Source organism: Streptomyces sp. 17_S59 (genome assembly GCF_056930295.1).
The window spans coordinates 3,701,131-3,721,200 of sequence record NZ_JBXOWD010000001.1 but is presented as its reverse complement, the minus strand read 5'-3'; the positions used below and the strand labels follow the sequence as shown (position 1 = coordinate 3,721,200).

Sequence of the window (20,070 nt, the reverse complement as noted above, 5' to 3'; positions counted from 1 at the left end):
TTCGGGAGGGTCAGAACGGCAGACCGGGGATGCCGCTGCCGCCGCCCAGGCCCTGTGCGAGCGGGCCGAGCTTCTGCTGCTGGAGCTGCTGGGCGGTCGCATTGGCGTCGCGCACGGCCGCCAGGACCAGGTCGGCGAGGGTCTCGGTGTCCTCCGGGTCCACTGCCTTGGGGTCGATGACCAGGCCCTGAAGCTCTCCGGCGCCACTGACCGTGGCCTTCACCAGACCACCGCCCGCGGTGCCCTCGACGAGGGTCCGCGCCAGCTCCTCCTGGGCCTGCGCGAGGTCCTGCTGCATCTTCTGGGCCTGCTGAAGCAACTGCTGCATGTTGGGCTGGCCACCACCGGGAAACACGGTTTCGCTCCTGCTGTCGACAACTCTTGCACTTTTGCTTCGTACTGCTTCGGTAGCCCGAGCCTACGTGCTCCCCGGGCGGCGCGCCCTACGCCGCAGGAAGGAGAACGGGGACGGGGGCCGGGCCGCCCGGAGGCACCCCGGCCCCCGTCCCCGCCGACTGCTTGCCCTGCTGCCCGCCCTATTCGTTGGCGATCTCTTCGATGACCGTCGCGCCCAGCTCGCGCACGATCAGGTCGTGGCCGCTCAGGGCGGTGTCGTCGAGGTCGGGATCGTCCTCGGCGGGGACGTCGTCCTCGAGCGGGACGGGCGGGGGCTCCGGCTCCCGGTACTGCTGCGCGGGGGCGGCAGGGGGGCCGGACGGGGCCGGGTGCTGCTGGGGCGCGGGCGCGGCGGGCGCCTGCCGGGAGGCGGGCGCCGGGGCCGGTGCCTGGGGCGCCGGGGCCTGGGGACGGGCGTAGGCGGGCGCCGCGGGGGCGCCGCCGCCGAAGCCGCCGCCGGGCGGGGTGGCGCCGCCGGAGGGGTCGACGACCAGTTCCGTCTTCCACTGCAGGCCGAGGTCGCCGAGCGCCTGGCGCAGGACGTCCTCGCTGCCGCCGTTGGCAAAGCTGTCCCGCGCTCCGGGGTTGGAGAAGCCGATCTGGAGGGTGGTGCCGTCGAAGCCGGCGACCTGGGCGTTCTGGCTCAGCAGGATCCACGTGAAACGGCGGCGGTTCTTGACCGCCTCCAGGAGGTTCGGCCACAGCTGACGGGCCTGGGCGGCATCGCCCCGCGGCGCCACGGGGGCGGAACCGGCGGGGGCGGCAGGAGCTTGCGCGGGGGGCGCGGCGGCGGTGGGCCAGGCACCGGCCTGCGGGGCCGGGGCCGGAGCGGGGGCGGAGGCGGTCTGCGCGGCGGCAGGCCAGGCGCCGGGCGCCGGGGAAGCGGGCGCTGCGCCGGGGGCGGCGGCCGCGGGCCAGGCACCGGGGCGGGAACCGCCTGCAGCGGGGGCCTCCGGAGCGGGAGCGGCCGCGGGCACGGGTGCAGCCGGTACCGCGGCGGCGGGGGCCTCCACGGGCACCGGCGGTGCGGCAGGGGCGGCCGGGGCGGCACCGGCCACTGCGGCCCGGGCCGCGGCGGGCCCGGACAGCCCGGCGGCGGGCCCCGCGGCGGGCGCGTGCCCCTCGGGCCCCGGTACGTACCCCATGGCCGGGCCGACGGGCGGACCGGCGAGGGCGGCACCGCGCTCCAGGCGGTCCAGCCGGGCCCGTACGGAGCGCTCGTCGTCGAAGGCGGCGGGCAGCAGCACCCGCGCGCAGATCAGCTCCAGCTGGAGGCGCGGGGACGTGGCGCCGCGCATCTCGGTCAGGCCCTCGTTGACCAGGTCGGCGGCCCGGCTCAGCTCCCCGGCGCCGAAGACGGACGCCTGGGCCTGCATGCGCTCGACGACGTCCACGGGGGCGTCGATGAGGCCCTTCTCGGCCGCGTCGGGCACCGCGGCGAGGATCACCAGGTCACGGAGCCGCTCCAGCAGGTCGGCCACGAACCGCCGGGGGTCGTTGCCGCCCTCGATGACGCGGTCGACGACCTCGAAGGCCGCTGCCCCGTCGCCGGCCGCGAAGGCATCGACGACGGAGTCCAGCAGCGAGCCGTCCGTGTAGCCGAGGAGGGACGTCGCCATGGCGTATGTCACACCGTCCTCGGCGGCACCGGCGAGCAGCTGGTCCATGACGGACATCGAGTCACGGACGGACCCGGCGCCGGCCCGCACGACGAGCGGCAGCACGCCGTCCTCGACCGGGATCTTCTCCCGCTCGCACACCTCGCCCAGGTATTCGCGCAGGGTGCCCGGCGGCACCAGCCGGAACGGGTAGTGGTGAGTGCGCGACCGGATCGTGCCGATGACCTTCTCGGGCTCGGTGGTCGCGAAGATGAACTTGAGGTGCTCCGGGGGCTCCTCGACCACCTTCAGCAGGGCGTTGAAGCCCGCCGAGGTGACCATGTGGGCCTCGTCGATGATGTAGATCTTGTACCGGCTGGAGGCGGGCCCGAAGAAGGCCTTCTCCCGCAGCTCACGGGCGTCGTCGACACCACCGTGCGAGGCGGCGTCGATCTCGATGACGTCGATGGAGCCCCGGCCGTTGCGCGCGAGGTCGAGGCAGGACTGGCACTCCCCGCAGGGCGTCGGCGTCGGCCCCTGCTCACAGTTCAGACAGCGCGCGAGGATGCGCGCACTGGTCGTCTTGCCGCAGCCGCGCGGCCCGCTGAACAGGTACGCGTGATTGACCCTGTTGTTCCGCAGCGCCTGCTGCAACGGGGTGGTGACATGCTCCTGCCCGATGACCTCGGCGAAGGACTCGGGGCGGTAACGGCGGTAGAGCGCGAGGGACGACACACCTACGACGATATCGGGCCCCACTGACAAGTGGCCTCGGTCACAGATTCCGGACCCCGGCCCCCACGCGGCCCGCCGCAAGAACAGCCGCGGAACAGCCGCAAAAACAAGGGCCCCCCACGCACCCGCCAGAGCCCACTTACCCTTGCTGCCTTCCGGCCCTGGGGGAGTTGGGTGAGATAGCGCCACGTGAGGGGCTTGCCCCCACCCTAGCGGATCCCCGGGGGTGCTCGGGTACTCCCGGACCCCTTCCCCGGGACCGGGGGAGCACGGGTTCGCGAGCACTGCTCCGCGTCTTGTATTGTTTGCGGCGGAGGATTCGCCTAGAGGCCTAGGGCGCACGCTTGGAAAGCGTGTTGGGGGCAACCCCTCACGAGTTCGAATCTCGTATCCTCCGCCAGTGCCTCACCGGGCACGTTGTCGAAGGGCCCCACCGTTCGCGGTGGGGCCCTTCGACGTTCTGCGTCCCACTCGCCGGCCCAGCCACCGGTCGGCCGACTCCGCCGGATTCCTCGCTCTCCGCCCCGGGCAAGGCGGTATGGGGAGCGACACGGGGAGTATGGTCTGTTATATGGCGACCAAGAAAGTAACGGTGACGATCCCCGAGGATCTCCTGGACGAGATCCGCCCGGAGGCAGCCGAGCGGGGCCTGTCGGCGTACGTCGCCGAGGCGCTGCGCTTCAAGCGCGACCGGGACCGGCTGCGGGAGCTGTCCGACTGGCTCCAGGAGGAACACGGCCCGGTAGCCGAGGACGAGCGCGCGGCAATGCTCGAGGAGCTGGATGATCTCGACGCCGAGCACGATCGCCGCCGCGTCGCCGGAGGGCGCGACGCCGGGGAAGCCGCGTGAAGAAGCGGACGGGGGAGCACAGGCAGCGGCCACTGCGCGTCTTCGTACTCGACTGCGAGGCACTGTCCCTGGCCGTGCGCGGCGACAGGAAGATGATCGCCTGGATCGACCTCGCAGCCCGGGGGGAGGCCGAGGTGGTGACGTCTCCGATGGCACTGGTCGAGGCGTACGACGGCAGAACCACCGGACAGCGCTGGGACTGGGTGCTGTCCCGGCTCCAAGTCGCCGATATCGGAAAGGACGAGGCCCGACAGGCCCGGAGGCTCCTGGCCGACGCCAAGTTGCACGGCCACAAGTACGCGATCGACGCGGTGCTGGCGGTCATCGCGCGGCAGCAGAAGGGCCAGGTCACCGTCTTCACCTCGGATGTGGATGATCTGGAGAAGCTGGTACCCGAGTCCATCGTCGTCAAGAGGGTGTGACCCCGCACTCCCGGTTTCGGTTCCGGTCTCATTCACGTACGTCCGCGGCCGTTCGGAAGGTCAACCTGCCTCGGGGCCACGCAGGTCAGGACTCCCCCGTACATGGCTGTACCCCAAGACGAAGACCTGGAAAGCGTGTTGGGGGCAACCCCTCACGAGTTCGCATCTCACATCCTCCGCCTCTGCCCGTCAGGGCAAACGAAGGCCCGGACCGCTCAGCGGTCCGGGCCTTCGTCATACCCGCGATTTCACCGTCCGGGACAAGCCGCCGGGACGGCTCAGCGCGGAGCGTCCTTACCCGGGACGCGATGACGGAGGGCGTCCTGGGAGTCGACGTACTTGAGCATGAGGCGGGCGAACTCCAGGCGCTCCTGCTCGGTCCAGTCGGCGGTGATGTACTCGAAGGCCGAGCGCTGGTGGCGGCTGAAGCGGGCCATCAGCTGGCGGCCTTCGGGGCTGAGGTGGAGGACGGTGCGGCGGCCGTCCTGCTGGGAGGCCGCACGGATCAGATAGCCGGCCGAGATGCAGTCGGAGACCATGCGGCTGGCCACCGACGGGTCCACGCCCAGATGCCGGGCGACCTCACCAACGGTGATCTCAGCGGCACCCGGCTGCCCGGCCGGCCCGTTCTCCGGGACCTCCCTCTCGGCCTCCAGGACGATTCTGAGCACCAGCGTGCGGCTCAGGTCCTTCTGGGAGATCGGGTCCTCGACCTCCAGGAGCGAGGAGCGCCGCAGTTTCCCGAAGGCCGGACCCACAGCGTCCAGCAGTTCGTCCGCCGTCTTCGGCTCGCGCTTCGTCATGCCGCCATCGTACAGACATGGATGACAGCGCGAAGGCATGTGTTGACTCTCAAATGTGTGCATGCAAGCATGCATATGTTGTCACGCAGCGAAGCAGCGAATGGAGCACTCCATGACCACCCTCATCACCGGCGCCCGCGGCAAGGTCGGCCAGGCCGTCATCGACCGCCTGCACTCCGCCGGTCTCACCGTCCGCGCCGCCAGCGCCAACCCCGCCGAACTGACCGTCCCGGCGGGCGTCGAGGTCACCGAACTCGCCCTCGACCGGCCCGAGACCTTCGAGACCGCGCTCCGCGGCGTCCGCCAGGTCTTCCTCTACCCCCAGCCCGCCGGCATCCACGAGCTGGTCAAGGCCGCCGAAGCCGCGGGCGTCGAGCATGTCGTTCTGCTCTCCTCGTCCTCCGTTCTGGGCGCCGACGCCGCGAACGACCCGCTCGCGAGCCACAGCCTCCAGGTCGAGCAAGCCCTCACCGACTCCGGCCTCACCTGCACGTTCCTGCGCCCGGACGCCTTCGCGAGCAACGCTCTCGGCTGGTCCCACCTCATCGGCCGGTCGATGCCGGTCCAGCTCGCCTACCCGGACGCGAACATTGCGCCCATCCACCCCGAGGACATCGCCGACATCGCCGTCGAAGCCCTGACCGGCACCTCCCTCACCGGCCGCTCGGTCACCCTGACCGGTCCCGAGTCGCTCACCTTCCGCGAGCAGCTCGCCCTCCTCGCCGACACCCTCGGCCGTGAGATCCCGGTCGAGCAGATCACCCGCGTCGAAGCCGAGCAGCAGATGGCCGACTACATGCCCGCGCCGATGGTCTGCTCACTGCTCGACCTGTGGGAGGCCGCCGACCGTGGCCCCGCAGCCATCGCCGACACCACCCAGACCCTCCTCGGCCGTCCGGCCCGCACCTTCCGCCAGTGGGCCCGCGAGAACGCCGCCGCCTTCACCCAGCACTGATCCGGACCGGCCCGTCCCCAAGGGCCCGTCCCCTCCACCCGAGGGATTCCATGTCCACGGCCTTGACCCAGGCCCCCGCCACTCCCCGGACCACGACCGACCGCCGCCGATGGGCCGTCCTCGCCGTCGTCGTCCTCGCCGCAGTCCTCGACCTCCTCGATGCAACGATCACCAACATCGCCGCGCCGACCATCGCCGCCGACCTGAACGGCGACGACGCCCTCGTCCAGTGGCTGGGCGCCGGTTACGCCCTGGCCATGGGCGTCCTGCTGGTGATAGGCGGCAGGCTCGGCGACAAGTTCGGACGCCGCCGCCTGTTCCTGATCGGCCTCACCGGCTTCACGCTCGCATCCGCCGGCTGCGGCCTGGCCTTCGACCCCGCTTCCGTCATCGGGTTCCGCCTGCTCCAGGGAGCGTTCGGCGCCCTTGTGATCCCACAGGGCTTCGGCATTCTCGGCGCGGTCTTCCCCCCACGCGAACTCGGCAAGGCGTTCGGTGTGTTCGCCCCCTGCCTCGGCCTGTCGGCGATCAGCGGCCCGGTCCTCGCAGGGGTCCTCATCGACGGCTTCGGCTGGCGCTCCATGTTCCTGATCAACATCGCGCTCGGCGGCCTCGCGATCGCGCTGGCCGCCCGGCTGCTGCCCCGCGACACCGGCGACCGGACGGTCACCGTCGACGGTCCGGGCTCCGGACTGCTCGCCGCCACGATGCTCGGCCTGCTCTACGGCCTGATCGACGGCTCCAGCCACGGCTGGACGCTCGTCCCCTTCCTCTCCCTCGTCCTCGGCGGCCTGGTCTTCGCCCTGTTCTGCCGGCGCCAGCGAAACGCCACCAGCCCGCTCATCGAGCCCTCACTGCTGAAGAACCGCGGCTTCACCTCCGGCCTGATCCTCGGCCTCGTCTTCAACGCGGGGGTCGCCGGCCTGCTCCTCCTCCTGTCCCTCTTCTTCCAGGACGGGCTGCACCGCACCCCGACCCAGGCCTCGCTCGGCCTCGCCCCGATCGCCGCCGGCATCATCCTCGCCTCGATCGCCGCTCACCGTCTGATGGCCCGCCTCGGCCGCACGCTCATCCTCGTCGGCCTGCTGCTCACCCTGGCCGGCACGCTGTCGCTGCTTGCCCTGGTCCACGCCGGCGACCCGACCACATGGACCCTCATCGCCCCGGTCCTCGTCACGGGCCTCGGACTCGGCACCTGCTTCGGCACCCTCTACGAGGTAACCCTGGGCGGCGTCGGCCCGAAGGAGTCGGGCAGCGCCGGCGGATCGCTCTCCGCCGTCGCACAACTCGCCAACAGCATCGGCGCCGCAGCCATCACCACCGTCTACTTCAACACGCCCGGTGGCTCCGCAACCGCAGCCGTCCACAGCCTCGCCGTGGTCGCCGCAGCCACCCTCGCTTGCTGTGCCCTCGTGTGGCTGCTGCCCCGCAAGGCCCGGCCCCGGCACCACTGACTCTTCCAGGAGCACGACATGAAGCCCATCGGCTACTGGCTCAACCGCACCGACCAGGCCCTCACCCGCTGCATGAACTCCATGCTGGCCGAGTTCGGTATCACCCGGATCGCCTGGCAGATCCTCAACGCCGTCGAGGACGATCCTCAGGCCACCGACACCGGCGTACTGACCGTCCTGGCCGCCAACGCCGATGTCTCCGCCCTGACCGGCGCCATCGGGACGGTCGTCGCCGACGGCTGGGTCGCCCGCCCGGAGCCGGGCCGCCTCACCCTGACCTACGACGGCCGCGCCCGCCTCGCCGAGGTCACCGAACGCGTCAACGCCTTCCGCGAGCTGTCGACGGCCGGCATCACCCGCGAGGAGTACCGGATCGCCGTCACCGTCCTGGAAAGGATGACCCACAACCTGGAAAGCGGGCAGGACAACGAGTTCGCCCAAGCCGCAGCCTCGTAACCGGTAGCAGACATCCTGACGGCAGCGGGCCCAAGGGCACCGAGGTCGCCCCGTGATCTGGCAAAGGTTGTCGATCACGGGCTTCCCGCCGTGCCGCGAGCGGCCGCCGAAGTACCACGGGTCAGGCCGTCCGGCCGGGTGCCGGGCGAGCCGCCCGGCGGCGGACCGCCCACACCGCCGCGGCGAGGGCGAACCCGTAGACGGACACCAGCCCGTGGCCGTTGTCCTGGGCGATCCACATCGCGAGGCCGAGCGCCGGGACGCCGACCGCCAGGGTGATCTCCTTGGGCAGACGGGTGCGGGTGAGGAAGGCGAGGGCGAGGGTGGCGCCGAGGAAGTAGGTGGCGCCGGAGCTGCCGGCGAAGTTGCGCGGATCGGTGCTGGGGCCGTCGCCGAAGCCGAGCAGGGTATCGATCCGGCCGGGCAGCAGGATGCCGGCGAGGAAGAAGCCGAGGGTGAGCGGGCCGCCCCAGTACCACTGGGCGAGCGCGGCGACGGCGGCGAGGGTGACGAGGTTCCACAGGCCGCCGAAGAGGCCGCCGTTCTGCATGAACACCGAGGTGAACTCGCGCCACCAGCCGGACTTGGCGGGGTCGGCGTCCAGCGCGTCCATGGCGCCGGACCAGACCAGCTGGAGCAGGACGCCGCCGACGGCGAGCGCGGTCAGGGCGATGGCCGTCCACGGGAGCGGCCGTCCGCGCAGGGTGTCACGGCCGACCGCGCCGAGCCCGCAGTTGACCATCATGACCATCAGCGCGGCCGTGGTCACGTTGAAGACGATCGCCCCCATGTCCGGCCCCTCCCCCCGCTCGCGGCGTTTTCCAACACCGTTCGAAAACCTGATGGCGCAAACTTAGCACAGCTTTCGAACAGTGTTGGAAAACGCTGTACGGTGGGATGCATGAAGCTCACCAAGGAGCGCATCGTCGACGCGGGCATGGCCGTCTTCGCCGAGGTCGGCTACCAGAACCTGTCCATGCGCCAGGTCGCCGACCGCCTGGACGCCCACGCGGGCAGCCTCTACTACCACGTGCGCGGCAAGGACGAGCTGCTCGCCCTGATGGCCGACCGGGTCTGCCGCCGGGCCTACGACGCCGGCACCGAAGCCCTCGCCGCCCTCCCGCCCACCGCCACCTGGCAGGACCGCATCGAGGCCCAGGCCACCACCCTGCGCCTGGGCATCAAACAGCACCCCGGCGGCGCCCAACTCCTCGCCGAGAGCCCCGGCATGCTCAGCACCGGCGCCCTCTCCCTGATGGAACGCCTGCTGCGCACCCTCCTCGACGCCGGCCTGCCCGCCGACCACTGCGGCATCGCCGCCGACACCCTGCTCAGCCACGTCACCGGCTTCGTGCTCCAGGAACAGAACCAGCCGACGACGCCACCGACCGTCACCGCCGAGCTCCACGCCGCCCTGTGCGCTCAGTTCCCCCTGGTCATGGGCCCGTTGATCCAACGACTGAGCCAGGACGAGAAGTTCGCACGGAGCGTCCGTCTGCTCTGCACCGGCTTCGCAGCATCTGCCTAGCCATCGGCGCGACCCGCATCGAGATCGTTTCAAACGATGCTCGAATGGGCGGAAGTGCCGGCACGCCATCTGTCACCAGGGAGGGGAAACCATGTCGAAGGACATGTACAAGGAGTTCTCGGACAACGTCGACCGCGAGGTTGCCAAGCTCGTGGACCGGACCAACCGGGAGGCCGCGCAGGCCGTCGACCGGGCGCTGGGCAGGACGGGTACCGCGGCGGCGTTCGACACCGCCCGCTGGCAGCGCCGACTCGACGACCTGCTCACCACCCACCGCATCCCCGGCGCCGTGCTGGCCGTCCTCACCGGCGGGGAAATCCACGAACTGGCCAGTGGCGTCCTGCACACCGGCACCGGCGTCGAGACCACCACCGACTCGGTGTTCCAGATCGGCTCGGTCAGCAAGGGCTACACCGCCGCCCTCGTCCTGAGCCTCGCCGACGCCGGCAAGCTCGACCTGGACGCACCGGTCGCGGCGGTCCTGCCGGGCTTCGCCCTCGCCGACACCGAGGCCGCCCGCATCATCACGCCACGTCAACTCCTCAACCACACCAGCGGAATCGAGGGCGACTACGTCAACGACACGGGCCGCGGTGACGACTGCCTGGCCCTCTACACCGACGGCACTCGCGACGTCGGCCTCACCAACCCGCCCGGCGCCACCATGTCCTACTCCAGCACCGCCTACAACGTCCTCGGTCGGATCGTCGAGGTGGTCACCGGCCTGACCTGGGATGAAGCGCTCAAAGAGCTGATCTGCGACCCTCTCGGACTCGAGCACACCATGACGCTGCCCGAGGAGGTGCTGCGCTTCCGCGCCGCGATGGGGCACATGGGCGAGCCCGGCGAGGACCCGACGCCCACCCCGCTGTGGAACATGCTGCCCCGCTCTGCCGGACCGTACGGCGGCATCAGTGCCACCGCGGCCGACGTGGTTCGCTTCGCCCGGCTGTTCATCGACGGCGGCACTGCGCCGAACGGCACCCGGGTGCTCTCCGCAGCGGCCGTGGAGGCGATGCTCACCCGCGAGGTCGACATGCCCGACCAGTGGTTCCTCGGCGCACACTGGGGCCTCGGCTGGGGTCTCTTCGAATGGGACGGCGCTCGCGGCTTCGGCCACGACGGCAGCACTTTCGGCCAACTCGCCTATCTGCGGGCCATCCCGGAGAAGGGCCTCGCCGTCGCCCTGCTCACCAACGGCGGAGGCGCCGCACCGAAGGTCCACGAGGCCCTCTGCCGCGAACTGAGCGCCGAACTTGCCGGAGTCACCATGCCCGCGTTCGGACCGGCCGACAACCCCCCGGCCGTCGACACAGCGCCCTTCACCGGCCGCTACAAGCGCGAGGGCTTCCTCATGACCATCACCGCCCGTGCCGAAGGCGAAGGCGAAGGCGTGCTTGACCTGCGCTACGAAGGCGCCGATGGCCTCGCCGGTACTTTCGACCCGCTCGTCTGGCACCTCACCCCCGTCTCCGACACCCCCGCCAAGACCGTCTTCGCCGGCCGCCGCAACGACAGGGACGCCTGGATCCCCGTCGTCTTCTACGCCCTCCGCGACGGCACCCGCTACGTCCACTTCGGCGTCCGCGCCACTGCCAAGTCCGCCTGACCCCACCACAACCGCGGGAACAGCCGATCGGTCAGCCGGTCTCGGTTCTGGTCTCGTTCACCCAGGAACAACAGGGTTCAGGCCCCGCCCCCCCGGCCCCGCTTCGTCGCGGGCACTCAGCCCTGGTCCGCCGGCTGCTTCGGCAGAAGGAAGACGGCAATGCCCGCAATGACGGCGATGACGAACACCCCGAAGGACGCGACGGCAAAGGCGTGGCCGGCGGCGGCAACCCTGCCGGCTGCCGCGGGACGGAACGAGCTGAAGAAGACCGCTCCGACAACGGCAACGCCCAGCGCTCCGCCGCACTGCTGGGCCGTGGACAGGACCCCTGACGCGACACCGGCCGACTCCGGCCTGACGCGGCTCAGCACCGTGTTGAGCGCCGGCGTGATGACCAGTCCGCCGCCGACGCTCTGCAGAACGAGGGTGGGGATCACGAGCAGCGGAGTGATCCGCGGGCCGGACACCAGCAAGACGCCGGTCGCCAGGTATCCGCTCGCCAGGACGACCGCCCCGATCTCGAGGACACGTCGTCCGTATTTCGGGATGGTCCGGCTCGCCACCATGCTGAACACGAAGAATGCGGTGGCTGCCGGCGCCTGGACCAGGCCCGCGCCGAGCGCCGACATGCCGAGGCCTTGCTGCATCGTTACCGACAAGGCCAGGTAGTACGAGTAGATCAGCGCGTACAGGGCGAGGACGAGAACGATCCCGAGCGAGAACGAGCGCTGCCCGAACAGCGTCAGCGGTACCAGCGGATCCCCGCCCCGCCGTTCCAGGCGCCGCTCGATCGCGACGAACAAGCCGAACGCGACCGCGCTGCCCGCGAAGCAGGCCCAGACCCACCATGGCCAGCCTGCCTCCTGCCCCTGAATCAGCGGGAGCACCAGGAGGAAGAGGGCCGCGCTGAGCACCAGGACGCCGGGCATGTCCAGGATGGGGGTACCTCCCGTGCCGTTCAGGCAACGGGGGAGGGTGGCGGACGAGCCCGTCTCCGGCACGTAGCGCACGGCGAGCAGGAACATGGCGATTCCGATCGGCGCGTTCACCCAGAACACCAGGCGCCAGCCGGAGTCGAACAGGTTGGCGCCGATCAGCAGTCCGCCGATGACCTGTCCGCCGATGGTGGCCATCCCCATGACGATGCCGAGCACGCCGTAGACGCTGTGCCGCCTCGCCGCCGGCACCAGCACCGTGACGTACGCGAACACCTGGGGAACCATCAGGGCGGCTCCCAGGCCCTGGACGACCCGCGCGGAGATAAGGCTGCCTGCGCTCGGTGAGAGCGCGCAAGCGACTGACGACAGAGTGAACAGGGCCACCCCGAGAAGGAAGATCCGCTTGCGGCCGTACAGGTCGGCCAGGCGAGTAGCGGTGATGATGAAGACCGCGTAACTCAGCTGGTAACCCGCCAGAACCCACTGGACATCGCCGGCGGAGGCATGCAGATCCGCCACGATCGAGGGGCCGGCGACCACCACGATGAACGAGTCGAGGACCGCCATGAACAGGGCGGCCAGGACGACCGCTATCGTCGTCCACGGAATGGCGTCGGCTTTCGCGGCCACTGCCGGCGGGCTGGCTGATTGCTGACTGCTTGCCACGATAAGAAGCCTCTTTGTCGCCGAAGTCGAAGTACGGTCACGATGACGTTCGTCAGTCGACGGTGAGGACCAACTTCCCCGTGGTCCGGCCGGTTTCGCCGAGCTCGTGGGCCTTGGCCGCGTCCGCCAGCGGGAAGACGGCGTCGACGTGGACCTTCAGCCTGCCGGTCTCGACCAGCTCCGTGACGGCCAGCAGCGCTCGCCGGTCGGGCTCGACCACCATGAAGCCCGAGCGGATGGAGCGCGCGGCCGCAGCCGAGGCGAGCGCCTCGGTCTGGCGGGCCGAGAGAGTGATCAACGTGCCACCGTCCCGCAGCACCGACAGCGAGCGCTCCTGGTAGTCCCCGGCGATCGAGTCGATCACCACATCCGCATCGGAGACCACCGAGGCGAAGTCGACCGCCGTGTAGTCGATCACCTCGTCCGCGCCCAGCCCCCGCACGAACTCGTGCTTGCCCGCGCTGGCCGTACCGATGACGTACGCGCCGTACGCCTTGGCGATCTGCACCGCCAGGTGCCCCACGCCGCCTGCCGCGGCGTGCACCAGGACCCGCTGCCCCTCCTGCAGGGCCGCCATGTCCACCAGGGCCTGCCAGGCCGTCAGCGCGGCCAGCGGCAGGGCCGCCGCCTGTACGTGGTCGAGTCCGGCCGGCTTGGGGGCGAAGTGGCGTGCCGGAGCGGCCACGTACTGCGCGTAGGCGCCGACCATCCGCGGAAAGTCCGCCATGCCGTACACCTCGTCACCCGGCCGGAAGAGCGTCACGCCGAGGCCGACGGCCTCCACCACACCCGAGACGTCCCACCCCACGATGCCGTCGCCGGGGACGTACAGGACACCGACCGCCCGGGTCTTCCAGTCCACCGGGTTGACGCCGGCCGCGTGCACCCGGACCAGGATCTCCGTCGGACCGGGTACCGGCCGCTCCCGTTCCACGACCTTCAGGACCTCCGGCCCGCCCGGCTCTTCGAAGGCCACGGCCGTCATCTTCTCCGCCATTCGGATTCACTCCCCCGTCTCGTTCGCGGTTGATCAACAGCCTGATGCCGCCCGGCAACCGGAACGAGTGGCCAGATTGCCAATAAGTGAGAGAATCCGGCCATGCAGCAGGCCGTGCACCGCGTCGTCGTCCTCGCCCTCCCCGGCGTCGTCCCCTTCGAACTCGGCATCCCCGCCAAGGCCTTCGGCCTCGCCCGCGGCCCGGGCGGCGACCGGCTCTACGAGGTGCTCACCTGCACCCCGGACGGCCGGCCGGTGCGTACCAGCGAGGACTTCTCGATCGCCGTCGAGCACGACGCGAGCGTGATCGCCACCGCCGGCACCCTGATCGTGGCGGCCATCGACGACCCGATCGGCGGCAGCGACCCGCTGCCCGCGCCGGTCGCTGCCGCTCTGGGCCGGCTCCGGCCCGGCACCCGTCTGGTGTCGATCTGCACGGCCTCCTTCGTCCTCGCCGCCGCCGGGCTGCTCGACGGCCGGCCCGCCACCACGCACTGGGCGCACAGCGAGCGCTTCCGCGGGCTGCACCCGCAGACCCCGCTCGACCCCGATGTGCTCTACGTGGACGACGGCGACGTCCTCACCTCGGCCGGCGCCGCCGCCGGGATGGACCTCTGCCTGCACCTGATCCGCCGCGACCACGGCAGTGAGATCGCCAATCGGGTCGCCCGCCTGTGCGTCGTTCCGCCATGGCGCGACGGCGGACAGGCCCAGTACATTGCCCGGCCCGTCCCCGATGCGACCGGCAGCGACACCGCCGGGGCCCGCGAGTGGGCCCTCCGGCAGCTCCACCAGCCCATCAAGCTCGCCCAGTTGGCCACCCAGGCGGGCATGAGCGTGCGCACCTTCAGCCGTCGTTTCCTCGCCGAGACCGGCCAGACCCCCGGCCAGTGGCTCACCACCCAGCGGCTCGAACTCGCCCGCAGGCTGCTGGAGTCCAGCGACCTGCCGGTGGACCGGGTCGCCGAGCACGCCGGGTTCGGCAGCGCCTCCTCGCTGCGCCAGCACCTGGCCGCCGCAATCGGCGTCTCACCCGCCGCGTACCGCCGCACCTTCCAGGGCCGGGACCACGATCCGGCCCGCCGTCAGCCTGTCGACGCTGCCGGCTGACCGTGGCTTCTCGGCCGGAAAGCGTGCCAGAGGCAACCAAAACACGAGTTCGAATCTCATATCCTCCGCCAGCTCGGAGGGCAAGCCCAGGCGATCAAAGCCATATATCCCTATTGTGTCGATATGCTATCTGCTGTGATCAAGCTTGGACGGCCGGACGGACGGTCGCGCCTCCCTCGCCCCCACAGCCGGTGGTCCCCTGTTCAGCTGTCCCCGGTGTTCCTGACCGTGCTCATCGCCGGCCTGGCGTACAACACGCCCAGGCGCATGGCCTTCAGCCGCCTCCTGCCCGCGGCGCCCGCCCTCGCCGCCTCCATGTGGCCCGTGCTCCCCACCGTCCTGCTGGGGACGGTCTGCTTCATGCTCATGTTCGGCCTCGGCATCGTCTTCCCCGGGCTGGGGATCTGGTGGACGTCGGCGGGGATCGTCGCGGTCACCGTGGCGGCCGCGTACGGAAGCCACGTCCGGCTCCAGCGGGAGCAGACGCTCCTCCAGGTGCGGCTCGTCGCCGACGCGGCGCAGAAGGTCGTCATGAGCCCGATGCCGCGCTGCTTCGGGGGCATCGAGATCGACTCGCTCTACCTCGCGGCCGCGGCGGAGGCCCGCATCGGCGGCGACTTCTACGAGGCGGTCGACACGCCGTACGGGATCCGGCTGCTCATCGGCGACGTGCGGGGCAAGGGCCTGCCCGCGGTGGGGTCGGCCGCGACGGTGGTCAACTCCTTCCGGGAGGCGGCCCACGACGAGCCCGGCCTGGACGGCATCGCACGCCGCCTGGAGGCCAGCAGCACCCGCTACGGCGCCGCCTTTCCCCCCGAAGACCTGATGGAGCGCTTCACCACCGCCCTCCTCGTCGAGATCCCGCACGAGGACGGCCGGATCCGGGTCCTCAACTGCGGACACCCGCCGCCGCTGCTCCTGAACCGCGGGGAACTCCGCGTCCTGACGCCCACGGCCCCCTGTCCGCCGCTCAACCTCGCGGAGCTGATCGGCGGCGACTACCGCGTCGACACCTTCGACGTCGCCCCCGGCGACCAGCTGCTCCTCCACACCGACGGGGTCACCGAGACCCGCAACCGCAACGGCGAGTTCTTCCCCCTGACGGACTGGATGCGGCAGCAGCCCCCCTCGCCGCCCCACGAGCTGCTCTACGGGCTCCACCGCGACCTCCTGCTCTACAGCGGCGGAGGCCTCAACGACGACATCGCCGCCCTCGCCGTGCGCCTGCGGCAGCATCCGGCAACGCTCGGCGGCCGGACGGCTCCGTCCGTGTGACCGAGGCGGCCCCCGAACGGGCACTCGAACACCAGCGCAAGGCCGCGAGCACGCCGCCGACGACCGAAGCCCCAGGGCTTCGGCGCTCGCGCGCCGTCGCCGCGCCGTACAACTGAATGCCCGCGTTCGCCCTGCGCCCGCGACACGGAAACGATGCACGGGGAGGGATCCGGAGGCATCAACCGCCACTTCTTGCCTCGTAGTTGCCTTGCACCACTCATCGGTCGAACCTTCAACTACCGGTAAAGAGTGAGCAGATGGCTCATATCGGGCACTTGACCGGCCGAAACCCGTCGACGACGATCCGGCCTACATGATCTTGTGAAACACAGCTGCCTGCAGCTGATGAACGGGGGATACGCCAGATGCACTCACCGGGCATCCGAGCGGAGACGGACCGGGGAGCAGGTGCCACGGTCGCCAGGCTGGCCCACGGGCACATGGCCACACAGGTGGTACGGGTCGCGGTCCGGCTCTCCCTGGCCGATCTGCTGGGGGACACCACACGCTCCTCCGCCGATCTGGCGCAGGAGTGCGGCACCCACCCGCAGGCCATGCACCGGCTGCTGCGCGCCATGGCAGGACTCGGGCTCCTCTCGGAGGACGGATCCGGCCACTTCTCGCTCACGGAGGCCGGGGCGCTGCTGCGGACGGATCACCCCCATTCGCTGCATGCGCTGGTCCACATGCTCACCGACCCCACCCACGTGCGCGCCTGGGAGGACCTGGAGGGGAGCGTCCGCACCGGAGAGACGGGTTTCGACAGGGTCTTCGGGCAGGACTTCTTCTCCTACCTCGGCGAAGCGCCCGAGCTCTCCGGGCAGTTCAACGCCGCCATGAGTCAGGGCACCCGGCTGGTGGCGGACCTGGTGGCGGAGCACTACGACTTCGGGCCGGCCACCACGGTGGTCGACATCGGAGGCGGCAACGGCACGCTCCTGGCCGCCGTCCTGCGGGCCCACCCGCACCTGAAGGGCATCCTCTTCGACGCCCCCGAGGGGCTCACGGACGCCGGGCGGACGCTCGCGGAGGCGGGTGTCGACGGGCGCTGCTCCCTGGCGCCGGGGGACTTCTTCACGGCCGTCGCGAGCGGCGGCGACGTGCACCTCCTCAAGAGCGTCCTCCACGACTGGAACGACGAGCAGTGCATCACCATCCTCCGGCACTGCCGGGAGGCGCTGCCCGAGCACGGCCGCGTCGTGCTCGTCGAGAGGGTGCTGCCCCCCACCGGGGCCACCGGGGGCGCCAACGAACTCATGTTCCTGAGCGACCTCAACATGATGGTGCAGGTGGGCGGCCGGGAGCGGACCCGTGCCGACTTCGACGCGCTGTTCCGGGCAGCGGGCTTCCGCCTCGCCTCCGTCACGCCGCTGCCCCGCCCCCACCCCTTCTCGCTCATCGAGGCGGTGCCCGCCGGGCACCACGCGGACGAGTCCGCCTGAGCCGGGGGCACGGCTTCAGTCCGGCACCGCGAACCGCTCCGTCCCCACCACCTCGAGGAGCGCGAGCCGGCTCGCCGTGTCCGTGCCCGGCGGCGGGGTGAACAGGACGAGGCGCTGGTCCCCCTCCGGGGCGAGGAGCACCTGGCAGTCGAGGTCGACGGGGCCGATCACGTCGTGGAGCACCCGCATGCGGGTGCGGCGGCGGACGGCGACCTCGTGCAGCTCCCAGAGCGCGGCGAACTCCTCGCTGGCGCCCCGCAGGCGCTCCACCAGGCGGGCGGCCGCGGGGTCGGTGCCGCGGCGGCCCGTGGCCGCGCGCAGGTCGGCCACGTGGACGCGGCTGTAGTGGTCGTGCTCCTCCGCCGGGTACGCGCGGCGGACGGCCGGGTCGGTGAACCAGCGCCAGACCACGTTGCGGCCGTGCTCGGAGACCGTGCACACCCCGCCGAGCAGGGCGCGGGCCACGGCGTTCTGCGCAAGGACGTCGCCGAGATCGCTGAGGACCTGCGCGGGCGTGGCGGGGAGCTGGTCGAGCAGGTGCAGCAGCCCGGGGGCGACGTGGTCGCCGGTGGTGCGGCCGGCGGGCGGCCGGTGGCCCGCGAGCAGGTGGAGGTGGTCTCGTTCGTCCGCGCTCAGGCGCAGGGCGCGGGCGAGGGCGGCGAGCATCTGCGGCGAGGGCTGCGGGCCGCGGGCCTGCTCCAGCCGGATGTAGTAGTCGGCCGACATCCCGGCGAGCTGGGCGACCTCCTCGCGCCGGAGCCCCGGAGTACGGCGGCGCGGGCCCGCGGGCAGGCCCACGTCCTGGGGGCCGACCCGGTCGCGGTGGCGGCGCAGGAAGTCGGCCAGCTCTCGGCGGTTGATCATCGTCATGGCGTCATCCTGCACGAGGGCCCGCAGCCGAACCAGGGACCGGCAGTCCCAGGGTCGGCGGGGCTCTCCCGCCCCTTTCCGGGCGGCGGCAGTGTTGTCGGTGCCGGAGCGAGCGCCCCGGCCCCAGCACCGTCTGGAGAGTTGCGAAAGAGGTCCGTCATGGCCACCGTTTCCGTCGCCGGCGCCCAGGTCTCCTACGAGCGTTCCGGTTCCGGTCCCGTCCTCGTCCTCGTCCACGGCACCGGGTCCGCGGGTGCCGGGCTCACCTGGGGGCAGGTGGCCCCGCGCTTCGCCGAGGGCCGCACGGTCGTCACCCCGGACCTCTCCGGCACCGACCGCACCACGGACGACGGCGGGCCGCTGACCGTCGAGGGCCTGGCCGCCCAGGTGATCGCCGTCATCGAGGACCTCGAGGACCTCGGGGACGGCCCGGACTCCGCGGCGGGCCCGGTCGACCTGCTCGGCTTCTCCATGGGCGCCCCGGTCGTCGCGGCCGTGGCCGCGCTCCGCCCCGACCTGGTGCGGCGGCTGATCCTGGTGTCCGGCTGGGCCCACACCGACGGCGACGAGTACATGCGCAACCTGTTCACGCTCTGGCAGCGCCTGGGGCAGGTCGACGCCGAGGGGTTCGGGCGGAGCGTGACGATGACCGGCTTCAGCCGCGGCTTCCTCAACGCCATCGGCCGCGAGCAGGTGGAGCAGCTGATCCCCAACATGCCGCCCACCCCGGGCACCCTGCGCCACGTCGACCTCGACACCCGCGTCGACATCCGCGCCCTGCTCCCCCGCATCCAGGCGGAGACCCTCGTCATCGGCGCCGCCCAGGACGCCACCGTGCCCGTCGGGAACAGCAGGGCGCTGCACGCGGCGATCGCGGGCAGCTCGTACGCCGAGATCGACGCCGGGCACGTGGTGTTCTTCGAGAAGCAGGACGAGTTCGTCAAGATCGTGAGCGACTTCACCGCCGCTCCGTGACCGTTTTCCGCCGGTCCTCGCGCATGCTGTCACATCGGTGGGGTCCCGTCCGTCAGTGCTGTGACGGACAGGCCGGAACAACGGAGAAGGACCGAGGGCGGGACCATGAACGGCGACGAACTGCTGGCAGAGCACTTCGAGGAGCACCGCGGGCATCTGCGCTCGGTGGCCTACCGGATGCTCGGATCGCTGAGCGAGGCGGACGACGCCGTGCAGGAGACCTGGTTCAGGCTCCAGCGCTCCGGGGCCGACGGCGTGGGGAACCTGGGCGGCTGGCTGACGACGGTGACCGGCCGGGTCTGCCTGGACATGCTCCGCTCCCGCACCTCGCGGCGCGAGGAGCCGCTGGAGGGCGGGGTGCACCTGCCCGACCCGGTCGTCAGCGGCGCCGGGGGCGTGGACCCCGAGCAGGAGGCGCTGCTCGCGGACTCGGTCGGCCTCGCCCTGCTCGTGGTCCTCGAGACGCTGGCCCCCGCCGAGCGGCTCGCCTTCGTCCTGCACGACCTGTTCGCCGTGCCCTTCGACGAGGTCGCGCGCATCGTCGACCGCACCCCGGCCGCGGCCCGGCAGCTGGCCAGCCGCGCCCGGCGCCGGGTCCAGGGCGCGGCCCCGGCCCCGGACGCCGACCTCGCCCGCCAGCGGGAGGTCGTGGACGCCTTCCTGGCCGCCGCCCGGAGCGGCGACTTCGACGCGCTCGTCGCCGTCCTGGACCCGGACGTCGTGGCGCGGTCCGACAGCGGTGCGCTGCGCCCGGGCTCCGTGACGCGCGGTGCGGCCGCGGTGGCCGGTCAGGCGATCACCTTCGCGCGGTTCGCGGCGGCCGCGCGCCCCGCCCTGGTGAACGGGGCGGCGGGCGTCGTCGCGATGGCCGGGGGCCGGCCGATGTCGGTCATGGCGTTCACGATCAGCAACGGGAAGGTGGCCGCGCTCGACGTCCTCGCCGACCCCGAGCGGCTGGCCCGTCTGGACCTGACGGTCCTCGACGACTGAC

Annotated in this window: 19 protein-coding genes, 1 tRNA gene and 1 other RNA gene; 13 read left to right on the top strand and 8 right to left on the bottom strand. The window is 71.6% G+C overall.

Features of this window, described 5'->3' with window-relative positions; all coding sequences use genetic code 11:
- Positions 1–10: 10 nt before the first annotated feature.
- The 3 genes from AC1Z4A_RS16595 to ffs all read right to left on the bottom strand — a co-directional run bounded on the left by AC1Z4A_RS16595 (position 11) and on the right by ffs (position 2,930).
- Positions 11–355: a YbaB/EbfC family nucleoid-associated protein gene (locus tag AC1Z4A_RS16595; protein WP_483679701.1), complete on the bottom strand. Its 345-nt coding sequence runs from the start codon at positions 353–355 to the stop codon at positions 11–13.
- A gap of 181 nt (positions 356–536) precedes the next feature.
- Complete coding sequence (locus AC1Z4A_RS16590) at positions 537–2,729, bottom strand: DNA polymerase III subunit gamma and tau (RefSeq protein WP_483679699.1); 2,193 nt, start codon at positions 2,727–2,729, stop codon at positions 537–539.
- A gap of 106 nt (positions 2,730–2,835) precedes the next feature.
- Positions 2,836–2,930, bottom strand: an RNA gene (gene ffs, locus AC1Z4A_RS16585) — signal recognition particle sRNA small type.
- Between the two features lie 111 nt (positions 2,931–3,041).
- Here ffs and AC1Z4A_RS16580 point away from each other — a divergent pair.
- From AC1Z4A_RS16580 to AC1Z4A_RS16570, 3 genes are all read left to right on the top strand, one after another.
- A tRNA-Ser gene (locus tag AC1Z4A_RS16580) sits at positions 3,042–3,129 on the top strand.
- A gap of 171 nt (positions 3,130–3,300) precedes the next feature.
- Entirely contained in the window at positions 3,301–3,579 is a 279-nt protein-coding gene (locus AC1Z4A_RS16575) for a CopG family transcriptional regulator (RefSeq protein ID WP_483679697.1), read from the top strand.
- Positions 3,576–4,001: a hypothetical protein gene (locus AC1Z4A_RS16570; RefSeq protein ID WP_483679696.1), complete on the top strand. Its 426-nt coding sequence runs from the start codon at positions 3,576–3,578 to the stop codon at positions 3,999–4,001. The genes AC1Z4A_RS16575 and AC1Z4A_RS16570 overlap by 4 nt, the downstream gene beginning before the upstream one ends.
- A gap of 278 nt (positions 4,002–4,279) precedes the next feature.
- Here AC1Z4A_RS16570 and AC1Z4A_RS16565 read toward each other — a convergent pair whose 3' ends face one another.
- Positions 4,280–4,804 carry a MarR family winged helix-turn-helix transcriptional regulator gene (locus tag AC1Z4A_RS16565; RefSeq protein ID WP_483679694.1) on the bottom strand — a complete coding sequence of 175 codons (525 nt, stop codon included), beginning with the start codon at positions 4,802–4,804 and terminating at the stop codon, positions 4,280–4,282.
- Between the two features lie 112 nt (positions 4,805–4,916).
- Here AC1Z4A_RS16565 and AC1Z4A_RS16560 point away from each other — a divergent pair, with 112 nt between their 5' ends.
- From AC1Z4A_RS16560 to AC1Z4A_RS16550, 3 genes are read left to right on the top strand one after another with little or no spacing between them, the layout of a single operon-like run.
- The gene (locus AC1Z4A_RS16560) at positions 4,917–5,759 is read left to right on the top strand and encodes an NAD(P)H-binding protein (protein WP_483679693.1); all 843 of its coding nucleotides are present in this window, start codon (positions 4,917–4,919) and stop codon (positions 5,757–5,759) included.
- Positions 5,760–5,809: 50 nt separating this feature from the next.
- Positions 5,810–7,213: an MFS transporter gene (locus AC1Z4A_RS16555; RefSeq protein WP_483679691.1), complete on the top strand. Its 1,404-nt coding sequence runs from the start codon at positions 5,810–5,812 to the stop codon at positions 7,211–7,213.
- 18 nt (positions 7,214–7,231) lie between these two features.
- On the top strand, positions 7,232–7,669 hold the full coding sequence (locus tag AC1Z4A_RS16550) for a MarR family winged helix-turn-helix transcriptional regulator (RefSeq protein WP_483679690.1): 438 nt from the start codon (positions 7,232–7,234) through the stop codon (positions 7,667–7,669).
- Between the two features lie 121 nt (positions 7,670–7,790).
- On the opposite strand, the gene AC1Z4A_RS16545 is transcribed toward AC1Z4A_RS16550, so the two are convergent.
- Positions 7,791–8,459, bottom strand: coding sequence for a hypothetical protein (locus tag AC1Z4A_RS16545; protein ID WP_483679689.1), 669 nt, complete (start codon positions 8,457–8,459; stop codon positions 7,791–7,793).
- Between the two features lie 111 nt (positions 8,460–8,570).
- Between AC1Z4A_RS16545 and AC1Z4A_RS16540 the strand changes: the two genes are divergently transcribed.
- Both AC1Z4A_RS16540 and AC1Z4A_RS16535 read left to right on the top strand, forming a co-directional pair.
- Complete coding sequence (locus tag AC1Z4A_RS16540; RefSeq protein ID WP_483679688.1) at positions 8,571–9,197, top strand: TetR/AcrR family transcriptional regulator; 627 nt, start codon at positions 8,571–8,573, stop codon at positions 9,195–9,197.
- Between the two features lie 91 nt (positions 9,198–9,288).
- Positions 9,289–10,806 (top strand): serine hydrolase domain-containing protein, encoded by a 1,518-nt coding sequence (locus tag AC1Z4A_RS16535; protein WP_483679686.1) that lies wholly within the window; start codon positions 9,289–9,291, stop codon positions 10,804–10,806.
- A 116-nt stretch (positions 10,807–10,922) separates the two neighbouring features.
- Here the strand turns inward: AC1Z4A_RS16535 and AC1Z4A_RS16530 are convergent, their stop codons facing one another.
- Both AC1Z4A_RS16530 and AC1Z4A_RS16525 read right to left on the bottom strand, forming a co-directional pair.
- On the bottom strand, positions 10,923–12,410 hold the full coding sequence (locus tag AC1Z4A_RS16530) for an MFS transporter (protein WP_483679685.1): 1,488 nt from the start codon (positions 12,408–12,410) through the stop codon (positions 10,923–10,925).
- A gap of 52 nt (positions 12,411–12,462) precedes the next feature.
- Positions 12,463–13,407 carry an NADP-dependent oxidoreductase gene (locus AC1Z4A_RS16525; protein WP_483679683.1) on the bottom strand — a complete coding sequence of 315 codons (945 nt, stop codon included), beginning with the start codon at positions 13,405–13,407 and terminating at the stop codon, positions 12,463–12,465.
- A gap of 102 nt (positions 13,408–13,509) precedes the next feature.
- On the opposite strand from AC1Z4A_RS16525, the gene AC1Z4A_RS16520 reads away from it, so the two are divergent.
- The 3 genes from AC1Z4A_RS16520 (at position 13,510) to AC1Z4A_RS16510 (ending at position 17,234) form a co-directional block, all read left to right on the top strand.
- Entirely contained in the window at positions 13,510–14,517 is a 1,008-nt protein-coding gene (locus AC1Z4A_RS16520; protein WP_483679682.1) for a GlxA family transcriptional regulator, read from the top strand.
- Between the two features lie 216 nt (positions 14,518–14,733).
- Positions 14,734–15,792: a PP2C family protein-serine/threonine phosphatase gene (locus AC1Z4A_RS16515; protein ID WP_483679681.1), complete on the top strand. Its 1,059-nt coding sequence runs from the start codon at positions 14,734–14,736 to the stop codon at positions 15,790–15,792.
- A gap of 365 nt (positions 15,793–16,157) precedes the next feature.
- Positions 16,158–17,234 (top strand): methyltransferase, encoded by a 1,077-nt coding sequence (locus AC1Z4A_RS16510; RefSeq protein WP_483679680.1) that lies wholly within the window; start codon positions 16,158–16,160, stop codon positions 17,232–17,234.
- 15 nt (positions 17,235–17,249) lie between these two features.
- On the opposite strand, the gene AC1Z4A_RS16505 is transcribed toward AC1Z4A_RS16510, so the two are convergent.
- Positions 17,250–18,104, bottom strand: a complete 855-nt coding sequence (locus AC1Z4A_RS16505) for a helix-turn-helix transcriptional regulator (protein ID WP_483679679.1) — start codon at positions 18,102–18,104, stop codon at positions 17,250–17,252.
- A 159-nt stretch (positions 18,105–18,263) separates the two neighbouring features.
- Here AC1Z4A_RS16505 and AC1Z4A_RS16500 point away from each other — a divergent pair, with 159 nt between their 5' ends.
- Entirely contained in the window at positions 18,264–19,079 is an 816-nt protein-coding gene (locus tag AC1Z4A_RS16500) for an alpha/beta fold hydrolase (RefSeq protein WP_483679678.1), read from the top strand.
- Positions 19,080–19,184: 105 nt separating this feature from the next.
- Positions 19,185–20,069, top strand: a complete 885-nt coding sequence (locus AC1Z4A_RS16495) for a sigma-70 family RNA polymerase sigma factor (RefSeq protein WP_483679677.1) — start codon at positions 19,185–19,187, stop codon at positions 20,067–20,069.
- Position 20,070: the final 1 nt, after the last annotated feature.

Excerpts from the sequence above, each read along its gene's own strand:
- AC1Z4A_RS16495 (WP_483679677.1), top strand. The coding sequence starts at position 19,185 with ATGAACGGCGACGAACTGCTGGCAGAGCACTTCGAGGAGCACCGCGGG.
- AC1Z4A_RS16555 (WP_483679691.1), top strand. The coding sequence starts at position 5,810 with ATGTCCACGGCCTTGACCCAGGCCCCCGCCACTCCCCGGACCACGACC.
- AC1Z4A_RS16520 (WP_483679682.1), top strand. The coding sequence starts at position 13,510 with ATGCAGCAGGCCGTGCACCGCGTCGTCGTCCTCGCCCTCCCCGGCGTC.
- AC1Z4A_RS16505 (WP_483679679.1), bottom strand. The coding sequence starts at position 18,104 with ATGACGATGATCAACCGCCGAGAGCTGGCCGACTTCCTGCGCCGCCAC.
- AC1Z4A_RS16525 (WP_483679683.1), bottom strand. The coding sequence starts at position 13,407 with ATGGCGGAGAAGATGACGGCCGTGGCCTTCGAAGAGCCGGGCGGGCCG.
- AC1Z4A_RS16510 (WP_483679680.1), top strand. The coding sequence starts at position 16,158 with ATGCACTCACCGGGCATCCGAGCGGAGACGGACCGGGGAGCAGGTGCC.
- AC1Z4A_RS16550 (WP_483679690.1), top strand. The coding sequence starts at position 7,232 with ATGAAGCCCATCGGCTACTGGCTCAACCGCACCGACCAGGCCCTCACC.
- AC1Z4A_RS16575 (WP_483679697.1), top strand. The coding sequence starts at position 3,301 with ATGGCGACCAAGAAAGTAACGGTGACGATCCCCGAGGATCTCCTGGAC.
- AC1Z4A_RS16540 (WP_483679688.1), top strand. The coding sequence starts at position 8,571 with ATGAAGCTCACCAAGGAGCGCATCGTCGACGCGGGCATGGCCGTCTTC.
- AC1Z4A_RS16500 (WP_483679678.1), top strand. The coding sequence starts at position 18,264 with ATGGCCACCGTTTCCGTCGCCGGCGCCCAGGTCTCCTACGAGCGTTCC.
- AC1Z4A_RS16535 (WP_483679686.1), top strand. The coding sequence starts at position 9,289 with ATGTCGAAGGACATGTACAAGGAGTTCTCGGACAACGTCGACCGCGAG.
- AC1Z4A_RS16545 (WP_483679689.1), bottom strand. The coding sequence starts at position 8,459 with ATGGGGGCGATCGTCTTCAACGTGACCACGGCCGCGCTGATGGTCATG.
- AC1Z4A_RS16565 (WP_483679694.1), bottom strand. The coding sequence starts at position 4,804 with ATGACGAAGCGCGAGCCGAAGACGGCGGACGAACTGCTGGACGCTGTG.
- AC1Z4A_RS16560 (WP_483679693.1), top strand. The coding sequence starts at position 4,917 with ATGACCACCCTCATCACCGGCGCCCGCGGCAAGGTCGGCCAGGCCGTC.